Source organism: Martelella sp. UBA3392 (assembly GCF_002358775.1).
Lineage (GTDB): Bacteria > Pseudomonadota > Alphaproteobacteria > Rhizobiales > Rhizobiaceae > Martelella > Martelella mediterranea.
Map to the genome: position 1 here is coordinate 1 of NZ_DEPM01000025.1, position 3,677 is coordinate 3,677.

Here is a 3,677-nt window from a genome sequence, read left to right on the forward strand (position 1 = left end):
TCATCCGTCTGCGAATAGACATGCTCGACGCCGTCAATGCTCTTGACGATGGTTTCCAGCGGTTCGGTGACCAGCTTGACGGCGTCCTCGGCCTTCAGCCCGTTGGCGTTGACATGAATGTCGACCATCGGCACCGAGATCTGCGGCTCCTCCTCGCGCGGCAGCGAGACGAGCGCGATCAGGCCAAGCGCAATCGCGGCCAGCAGCAAGAGCGGCGTGAGCGGCGACGTGATGAAGGTGCGGGTGAGCCCGCCTGCGATACCGAGCTTCATGGCAGCACAACCCGATCACCGGCGCGCAGGCCGGACAGGACCTCGATCCGTTCCCCGTCATCGTCGCGCACGATCTCGCCGAGAACGACCGCGACATCCATTTCGCCGTCCGCTGTCGCGATCCGCACATAGTCGACGCCGTGCACGGTCTTGACGGCTTCCGGGGGCACGACGAGGGCTGCCCGCTTGCCGACCGGGATCGACACCAGCGTGCGCTCGTTGACGAAATAATCGCCGACGCTCTCGATCTCGACATCGGCGATCACGCGACCATCGGCGATTTCCGGATAGACCTTGCTGATGCGCCCGGTGCTGACGGCCGGCAGTTCGCCTGCCCCGCGCACAAGACCGCGTTCGCCGACCTGCACCTCGGCGCCTTCAACGATTTCGGCGGCATGGCGCTCCGGCAGCGACAGGCGCAGGTAATACGGCCCCGGCGCGACCCGGGCGACATTCTCGCCCGCCATCACGACCGAACCCAGCGTTACCGGCACGGTCAGCACCCGGCCGGTCGCCGGCGCAAGGACCTCGCCCTCCTTGGCGCGCTGCTCGACGACCGCCTTTTCGGCAATCGCGGCGGCAACCTGATTGGTGGCGACGTCGAACTGCATCGTGGCCTGGTCGAGACGGGCCTGGGTGCCGGAGCCGGACGTGCGCAACTGCTGGGCGCGATCGAGTTCGGTGCGTGCGTTCGCGAGCTGCGAATTCAAAGCCTCGAGCCTCGCATCGGCGGCCTTGAGTTCGAGCGCGATCTTGTCGTCGACGATCACCGCGATGGTGTCGCCCTTGGCGACATTATCGCCCTCGCCGACCCGAACATCCTCGACAACGCCGCCGATCCGGGCGCGCGCCGGCACCACGATCCGGCTTTCCACCCGGCCGAAAACGGCCTTCATCTCGGTCACGGTCACGGGTTCGACGGTAAATTCGGCGGCAGCCGCGGCCGATACGACAAGCGGCGTCGTCACGGCAAGGGCGGCGGTCAATCGGAAAACGGCTTGTAGCATGGGACCAAAGCTCCTCCCGGCGGCAGAGTTTAACCTCTGCGCCCGGGATAAATGTGTGATAACGAGGCTGGCGCGGTTATTCGAACGCCGAACCCGACTTGACTCCGAGCTTCCGGAACACAATTGCAGCAGGACAGAAACCTGTCACCGATGCCTGGATCAGGTTCAGACCGACAAAGGCATTGAGCAGGAACCACCACGGCGAGACATAAAAGCCGAGCGCCAGGGAGATAAGAACCATGAAACCCGCGAACATCATCACGGCACGATCGAGCGTCATTTGACCATTCCTTCTGTTGGATCAATATGTTGCAATGGACGACGCGGTTGGAACTTCCCGGTTCAACGCCGTTCACGCGACAACGTAATCGCATGGCTTGCATATAACATTCAAAAATATTAAATTCAAGAACATGAATGTCACAGAGATGATCCCCGCCGCCGAAGCGGCCGCCGAACTGATGAGCAGTCTTTCCCATCCGCAAAGGCTGCTGGTGCTGTGCGCCCTTGTCGATGGCGAGAAATCGGTCGCCGAACTGCGCCGGGAACTCGGCATCGAACAGGTGCCGATGTCGCAGCAACTCATGCGGCTCAGGGCCGACGGCCTTGTCGAATCCCGGCGAGAGGGCACCACGGTATACTACGCCATCACCCGTCCCGAGGTGTTGACCGTGATCAACGCGCTCCACGGCGCTTTTTGCAGGAAAGAATAGCGGCAAAGCTGTTGCGTGGGGCGCGGTCCATCGAGCCCCTGACTGTTGCAAAGCGGCTTGGAGCATCCCTTGGGCGGTTAGGCCGAAGCGGTAGGGACGCAGTCAGTTGAGGTCAACTGATGACTGCGAAAATGCGCTAAAGCAAATGAATGGGGCGTCTCGGCGGTTCCGTGGTAGGCGGAAGCGCCCCAACGTGGCGATCGCTGGCACCGGATTCAGGTTCCCAACAGCGACGTCGGGCGGTTAACGTCCGAATCCCGGGCCGAACAGCGAGCCGATGGCGACCGTGCCATCCTCGATGCGCAGGTCGATCCGGCCGTCATTCCTGCGGTAGAGATCGGGATGGGCGGCGAGGAAGCGTGCCTTTTCGAGATCGTCATAGCCCTGCAGACCCCCGCCGAAATGGTGGCCGTTGCGCTCCACATCGCGGCAGCCGAGCGTTGCCGCCACCAGCGTATCCTGCTGCCAGCAGAGACCGGGCTGGCAGGTCAGGTCTTCCGCCGAGATGAACAGGCGTTTTCCGCGGGCGCGGCCATCGACCATCCGGGCATAGTTCAGGAGCGCGCGCAGCACGCCCTTGCAGCTCTTGATCGAGGTGCCGGACCAGCCATGGGCAATCGCGGTGGCGAAGGCATCGTCGTGGTCGTCGCTCTCGTCGATGATCAGCGGGAAAACGGAAAGCGCCGGCGTGATCTCAAGCGTCAGCGCGGTCTCGCGGGCGAACGGCTGCTCGATAAAGGCGATCGAATTGCGCAATCGCGAGAGCCTTGGATCGCCCTGCAGGCGGTCGAGAAAGGCGGCGAAACGGTCGGGCAGATACTGCTCGTTGGCGTCCAGCGTGACGCGGTAATTGTCCATCTGGTCGACAAGCGTGGCAATATGCGCCAGCCGGTCGATATCGGCATCCGGCTCGCCCTTGAGCTTGATCTTGAAGGCGCGGATACCGGTGGCGCGGATGATCGCCTCAAGGCTCACCGGCAGCCCGTCATCGGCCCTCTCCGGGTCCGCCTCGCCCGAAAATATCGGCGCGTCGAAACCGACGGTCTGGCGCGGCGCGATCGCCGGCAGCGGCGTGATCCCGGCAAGCGCGCCGGTGATGGCGGCAGCAGAAATATCGGGCGCGGCGAATGCACTGACGCCGAACAGGTCGGCCCTCACCGCCTGCGGGAAATTGAGGTCGCGCACAAAGCAGACCGCGTAGATCAACGCCATTTCCACGAGCGCCGGGCCGAAATGGGCGGCAAGCCTTGGCGTGCCCTCCGGCATGGCGGCCTCGACGTCCCGGCGCAGGCGGGTCGTGACGGCGGCGATGGTTTCGGACGCGATGTCCTCGGCCGATCGACAGGCGAACTCCAGCGAGCGCTTCAGATCGGCGACGGTGTCCTCATTCGAGCGGCTTGCACGCTTGTCGAACCAGCGCGGCACCATGAGCTGGGCCGCGTGGCCCTCCGCTATCTGTCCATCCACTTCGACAGTCACCGAAACGAAGCCCTGATCGGTTTCCGTGACAACGGTATTGCCGAAATGGAACGGCAGGCGGAACCGGACCGGCCGGGTCCGAAACGCGATCGCCTTGAGCGAAATCCGTGCGGCGCTCATGGCATCGCCCTCCCATGGGTTTGCAGATGGGCCCGCGTGGTGGCCGACGCGATGGCAAGCGTCACTTCCGCGCTGACGCAGGTGGT

The 3,677-nt window shown here is 63.9% G+C and carries 5 protein-coding genes; 1 reads left to right on the forward strand and 4 read right to left on the reverse strand.

The features are described 5' to 3' along the window. From B4E36_RS02080 to B4E36_RS02090, 3 genes are all read right to left on the reverse strand, one after another. A partial coding sequence (locus tag B4E36_RS02080; RefSeq protein ID WP_345899916.1) for an efflux RND transporter permease subunit occupies positions 1–272 on the reverse strand: 272 nt, incomplete at its 3' end. Beyond that, positions 269–1,279, reverse strand: a complete 1,011-nt coding sequence (locus B4E36_RS02085; protein WP_345899917.1) for an efflux RND transporter periplasmic adaptor subunit — start codon at positions 1,277–1,279, stop codon at positions 269–271. The genes B4E36_RS02085 and B4E36_RS02080, both read right to left, overlap by 4 nt. 76 nt (positions 1,280–1,355) lie before the next feature. Continuing rightward, complete coding sequence (locus B4E36_RS02090) at positions 1,356–1,559, reverse strand: YgaP family membrane protein (protein ID WP_018064142.1); 204 nt, start codon at positions 1,557–1,559, stop codon at positions 1,356–1,358. A 133-nt stretch (positions 1,560–1,692) separates the two neighbouring features. Here B4E36_RS02090 and B4E36_RS02095 point away from each other — a divergent pair, with 133 nt between their 5' ends. After that, the gene (locus B4E36_RS02095) at positions 1,693–1,992 is read left to right on the forward strand and encodes an ArsR/SmtB family transcription factor (RefSeq protein ID WP_018064143.1); all 300 of its coding nucleotides are present in this window, start codon (positions 1,693–1,695) and stop codon (positions 1,990–1,992) included. Between the two features lie 243 nt (positions 1,993–2,235). On the opposite strand, the gene B4E36_RS02100 is transcribed toward B4E36_RS02095, so the two are convergent. Next, entirely contained in the window at positions 2,236–3,591 is a 1,356-nt protein-coding gene (locus B4E36_RS02100; RefSeq protein ID WP_292055562.1) for an enolase C-terminal domain-like protein, read from the reverse strand. Positions 3,592–3,677: the final 86 nt, after the last annotated feature.

Excerpts from the sequence above, each read along its gene's own strand:
- B4E36_RS02095 (WP_018064143.1), top strand. The coding sequence starts at position 1,693 with ATGAATGTCACAGAGATGATCCCCGCCGCCGAAGCGGCCGCCGAACTG.
- B4E36_RS02090 (WP_018064142.1), bottom strand. The coding sequence starts at position 1,559 with ATGACGCTCGATCGTGCCGTGATGATGTTCGCGGGTTTCATGGTTCTT.
- B4E36_RS02100 (WP_292055562.1), bottom strand. The coding sequence starts at position 3,591 with ATGAGCGCCGCACGGATTTCGCTCAAGGCGATCGCGTTTCGGACCCGG.
- B4E36_RS02085 (WP_345899917.1), bottom strand. The coding sequence starts at position 1,279 with ATGCTACAAGCCGTTTTCCGATTGACCGCCGCCCTTGCCGTGACGACG.